This is a genomic window from Robinsoniella sp. (assembly GCF_034124845.1).
Window position 1 is genome coordinate 1 of the sequence record NZ_JAWYAJ010000563.1, and the last position, 5,209, is coordinate 5,209.

General features: G+C 44.5%; 5 protein-coding genes. All 5 read left to right on the plus strand.

Annotated elements, in window-relative coordinates:
* A partial coding sequence (locus tag ACH2DQ_RS27910; RefSeq protein ID WP_395028727.1) for a hypothetical protein occupies positions 1–515 on the plus strand: 515 nt, incomplete at its 5' end.
* Positions 512–1,273 carry an endonuclease/exonuclease/phosphatase family protein gene (locus ACH2DQ_RS27915; protein WP_394914323.1) on the plus strand — a complete coding sequence of 254 codons (762 nt, stop codon included), beginning with the start codon at positions 512–514 and terminating at the stop codon, positions 1,271–1,273. The genes ACH2DQ_RS27910 and ACH2DQ_RS27915, both read left to right, overlap by 4 nt.
* Positions 1,274–1,347: 74 nt before the next feature.
* Positions 1,348–2,316 carry an ABC transporter permease gene (locus ACH2DQ_RS27920; RefSeq protein ID WP_394914324.1) on the plus strand — a complete coding sequence of 323 codons (969 nt, stop codon included), beginning with the start codon at positions 1,348–1,350 and terminating at the stop codon, positions 2,314–2,316.
* Positions 2,317–2,357: 41 nt separating this feature from the next.
* A complete protein-coding gene (locus ACH2DQ_RS27925; RefSeq protein WP_394914325.1) occupies positions 2,358–4,109 on the plus strand; it encodes an extracellular solute-binding protein in 1,752 nt (583 codons plus the stop codon).
* Between the two features lie 115 nt (positions 4,110–4,224).
* Positions 4,225–5,154, plus strand: a complete 930-nt coding sequence (locus tag ACH2DQ_RS27930; protein WP_394914326.1) for a carbohydrate ABC transporter permease — start codon at positions 4,225–4,227, stop codon at positions 5,152–5,154.
* The last annotated feature ends 55 nt before the right edge of the window (positions 5,155–5,209 follow it).

Here is a 5,209-nt window from a genome sequence, read left to right on the forward strand (position 1 = left end):
CCGGAGATTATAACCCAATGCCCCAGGTTGGGGATTATGCTTATCTGGGGAAAAAACAAATAAGCTGGTACCAGGAAATGATGAAAGAGTATGAACGAAATAATCCGGGCGAAGCATTTTCGGCACTCACCTTTTTACATATGGCAATACCAGAGTTTCATGAATTATGGGATATGGAAGTCTGCTATGGAGAGAAAAATGAGGGCATTGGCTGCCCGCGTATCAATTCTGGATTTTTTACGGCAATGCTGGAGGAAGGGCATACCAGGGGGCTGTTTGCAGGTCATGACCATGCTAACGACTTCTGGGGAAAGATGTATGGCATTGTTCTGGGCTACGGAAGGGCAAGCGGCTACGGAGGCTATGGGAAAGAGGGACTGCAAAGAGGGGCAAGAATCTTTATTCTTCGGGAAGATGATCTTGATGGATTTGAAACCTACGTATGCCAGGAAGACGAAAGCGTTGTAAAAAATCCGCCTCAGCACAAACCGGAAAGGGTGAGGGATGAAGGATGATTAAATTGGCTGCATTTAATATAAGATGTGATTACAATCAGGATGGCATAAATTGTTTTTCTGCCAGAAAGCCGTTGATTTTAAAGAAAATAGCCCAGGAGCAGCCCCATGTAATCTGTTTTCAGGAGGTATTGCCCCATGTTGCCCTCTGGTTAAAAGAAAACCTGACAGATTATTACCTGATCGGGTGCGGGCGAAGCAGCACTTTGGAAGATGAACAGACCACCATTGCGTACCAGAAGGGAAAGTATAATCTGATCTCCATGGAAACTTTCTGGCTTTCCAAGACACCGTCACAGCCTGGAAGCCGCTATCCCCAGCAGAGCATCTGCCCCCGGGCATGTACAGAGGCAGTGCTTCAGAATCTCCAGACAAGAGAACTGTTCCGGATTATAAATGTACATCTGGACCATGAAGGAACCCTGGCACGGACATTGGGACTGCGCCAGATCTTACAGAAGTTAAGGGAGGAGAAAGGCTTTCCCGATATCCCGGTTATTCTGGCGGGAGATTTTAATGCCTTTCCGGATTCCCAGGAGATGCAGACCATGAAAGAATACCCGGGACTCCGGGATATGGCAGCACTGGCAGGGGGGACTTTTCATGATTATGGGAAGCTTGCCCAGCCTGAAAAAATTGACTATATCTTTGCAGAAGATAAGCTATGCAGCTGTGGAATAGAAAAATGGACGGACTGTCATGACGGAGTTTACCTGTCGGATCATTATCCGCTGTGTGTAGAAATGTACACTAAATAAAAATGTTTTGTCCATTGTGGGAAATACAGGAAATTATTTATAATAATTTCATCAAATAAAAGGAGGAGGAACAAATGCAAACTGCTGCTGTAAGAAAGTCCGAAAAGCAAAAGCCAGTCAGGCAAAGGCCGGTCAAGGCACCGCTTGGAAAGCGTCTGATGAGATTCTGGCCCCTGTACCTGATGCTGCTGCCATGTATCATTTATTACATATTAATCTGCTACGTTCCAATGGCAGGAAGTGTTCTGGCTTTCAAGGACTATTCGTTTCGAAAAGGAATCTGGGGCAGCCCCTGGGTAGGGTTCCGCTACTTTGAATCCTTTTTCAAAAGCTATGACTGTTTCAGGCTGATCCGCAATACCTTGAGTGTTGGTGCGATTAAGTGCATTCTGGAGTTTCCATTTGCAATCATTCTTGCACTTCTGCTCAATGAAATCCGCAGTCTGAAATTTAAAAAGGTTACCCAGACCATCACCTATCTGCCTCATTTCTTATCATCGGTTATTATCGTAACCATGCTGCAGAGAATACTGGCGCCTAATACCGGAGTATTAAATCAGATAATCTCCCAGATGGGCGGGGATGGAAGCACCTTTTTCCTGATGGAGGCAAAGTATTTCTTCAAAATCTTATTTTCCATGGACTTGTGGAGGAATATCGGATGGGATTCCATTATCTATCTGGCGGCAATCAGCAGTGTGGATCTTGCATTGTATGAGGCGGCAGAGATGGATGGCTGTTCCAAGCTTAAGAAAATGTGGCACATTACACTTCCAAGTATCCGGGGAACCATTGGATTGCTGTTTATCATGGGAATCGGCGGACTTCTTTCCTCGGGATTTGAACAGATTTATCTGTTAAGAACGCCTGGAAATATGGCGTTGGCGGACACTCTGGATACCTATGTAGTACGTGTGGGATTACAGGGCGGACAGTTTGGTTATGCCACGGCAATTGGACTGATACAGGGTATCGTGGGACTGGTAATGGTTATTATCTGTAATCGGATCTGTAAAAAGACCACGGAAGTGGGACTATGGTAACGGGAGTTAATAAAAAGCTTTCAAAAGGAGGATTTGTTGATATGAAAAAGAAACTGGCAACAAAAATACTGGCGGTAATGATGGCAGGAACCATGGCGGCAGGGCTGCTGGCAGGCTGTGCAAAAGAAACCACAAAGAATGCAGAAAATAAAACGGCGGATTCCAAAGAAGAAACCGCTGCTGACAAACCGGATACCTGGATTGCAGACCGGACCATTAATGTTCAGGTATATGTGGATGATATCGGGTATACCTTACCGGAAGATATTAACAGCACGCCGGTAATGCAGGAACTTACCAAAAGAACCGGTATTAAATTAAATATACAGTATACCCCCGGTGACAGCGATGCAAAAGTCCTGGCTTCCCAGCTGGCGGCAGGCACCATTCCGGATGTAATTGTTACGTATTTAAATGACTCCACCAGACCGGAATTTCCGTTGCTGTTAAAAGCAGCAAAAGAAGGTATGTTTGCAGATGTATCCGAGGTTATGAAAAACTCCAAAGTATATTCCAAATATTATGAAGATGATTATCTGCCCCATGATTCTAAGAAAAACATTGTATTTCGTGATGATTTCAATGGCGCCGTATATTTAATGCACCTTGGAATCGATGAAATTGACCGTTCCCTGGAGTACATTCCGGAAAATGAATATCTGGGAGGGCCTTATATCCAGAAAAAAATTGCAGATGAGTTGAAAATTGATCCAAGGGAAATCCGCACTCCGGAACAGTTTTATGATCTGCTTGTAAAAATTAAGCAGGGCGGATTCAAAGATGATAACGGCAATGATGTATGGCCTCTGGGACCCAAGTTCTGGGGCGGTTCGGTAGATGCATTGAAATTTGATATTGCAGGCCTGGACTGGGGGGTAAGCGATGGCTATAACCTGGACGAAAATGGAAATGTCATGCATGAAGCAGAAACAGATCATGTATACGATAAAATCAATTACGTACGAAAATTATTAAACGAAGGGCTGATGAATCCGGAATTCTTCACCATGGACAGTACCCGGGCGGAAGAAGTATCCAAGACACATAATTCCGCAATTATCGGCGATGTCCATAACTATCAGGAAATTATCTACGGATCAGATGACTGGGTACCCCTTGGACCGTTAAATGACATCCAGGGTGATAACAAGAAAGTAACCCATGGAAAGACCGCAAATGGTGCATGGGCGATATCTGCAGATGCTGAAAATCCGGAAGAAATCTTTAAGTTCTTTGACTACCTGTCTACAAAAGAAGGAACGCTCCTCTGCCAGTACGGTGTGGAAGGCGTTTCCTACAATATGGAAGACGGAAAACCAAAGCTGACAGATGAAGTGGCACAAAAGTTAAATGAAGGTGATACCGACTGGCTGGTAAACCATGTAGGTGCCGGAATGGGCGGAAGCGGACTGGAATTTTTTGATTTTGTATTAACCAATTTGAATCCTATGGATAACTTCGGAGAGAGCCGTCCTGGCGCATCTTCCAGTACAACCTTTGAACGTTCGGTGGAAGTGGCAAAGGAATACCCCAGAGAGAAGAAATTGATCGAAGGTCTTGATGCAACGGCATATCTGTCCGCAGAAGGAATGGAAGACGTAAAAGCACAGATGGATCTGTTAAACTATAAAGAAGTATTAACCCAGGCATTTTTTGCAAAGGATGATGCAGAAGTGAAATCTATCGTTGAATCCTTCCGTGCACAGTTAAAGTCGGCTGGAAACGACAAGTTTAAGGATTATCTGAAGAAGCTGTACGAAGAAGATAAAACAGCAATTAATTTTTACAGCTAATTTTAAGGACTACTAGTACTACAACGCTGTAATAGTGCGGGGTGGCACAAGAAAGTATTAGAGCGTATTTGAAAATGCAGCATGCAATTTCGAACACGCTCTGGAAAGGAATTGCATGGGCAGAGAAAACAAACAAACTATAAAGGTAGCAAAGAAAATCAAGAAAAACCCAATGGACCGGTTTATACAGGCAATCATTTACCTGATCATTATTATCATATGCCTGTTGATCGTGCTTCCGTGCCTGAACGTAGTGGCATTGTCATTAAATGACGGAACCGATGCAGCCAAAGGAGGCGTGTATTTCTGGCCCAGATTATTTACCCTGGACAATTACAAAGAAGTATTTGCAGACGGAAGTATCATGAAAGCATATGTAATTACCATTGCAAGAACGTTTATCGGTACAGCAGCCAGCCTGGCGGTTACTTCCCTGGCAGCATTTTCTCTAAGGGAAAAGATGCTCCCCGGAAATAAGGTGATTACCATGCTGATTACATTTACCATGCTCTTTGGAGGTGGTATGATCCCCACGTATATCCAATACAACAACCTTCATCTGCTGGATTCATTTTGGGTGTATGTGGTACCGGGACTGGTGAGCGTTACCTACCTGTTAATGATGCGTACCTTTTTTGAATCTATACCGGAGAGCCTGGAAGAGTCAGCAAAGCTGGATGGCTGCGGATTTTTCGGAATCTATGGAAGAATTATGCTTCCCTTAAGTAAACCTGTAATCGCCGTAGTTGGGTTGTACACAGCCGTAAACCACTGGAATGACTGGTTTGCAGGAGCGTTCTATATGAAGTCCAGCGCTATGTGGCCGGTTCAGACCGTACTGCAGCAGATGCTGGCCAGAGCGATGGCTGCACAAAAGGAGATCACATCCGTTTCTCAGGCACTGGCGCAAAACGCCAATACCGTCACTTCAGATTCCCTGAAGATGGCTGCGGTAGTAGTGACTACCCTGCCAATTCTGTGTATCTATCCATTTGCACAGAAATATTTCGCCAAAGGTGCTATGATCGGTGCGGTGAAGGGCTAAAGCGTGTTTGAAAATTCATTCCCGTCATCTGCACGCCCCACTTTGCGGTATATTT

Excerpts from the sequence above, each read along its gene's own strand:
- ACH2DQ_RS27915 (WP_394914323.1), top strand. The coding sequence starts at position 512 with ATGATTAAATTGGCTGCATTTAATATAAGATGTGATTACAATCAGGAT.
- ACH2DQ_RS27920 (WP_394914324.1), top strand. The coding sequence starts at position 1,348 with ATGCAAACTGCTGCTGTAAGAAAGTCCGAAAAGCAAAAGCCAGTCAGG.
- ACH2DQ_RS27925 (WP_394914325.1), top strand. The coding sequence starts at position 2,358 with ATGAAAAAGAAACTGGCAACAAAAATACTGGCGGTAATGATGGCAGGA.
- ACH2DQ_RS27930 (WP_394914326.1), top strand. The coding sequence starts at position 4,225 with ATGGGCAGAGAAAACAAACAAACTATAAAGGTAGCAAAGAAAATCAAG.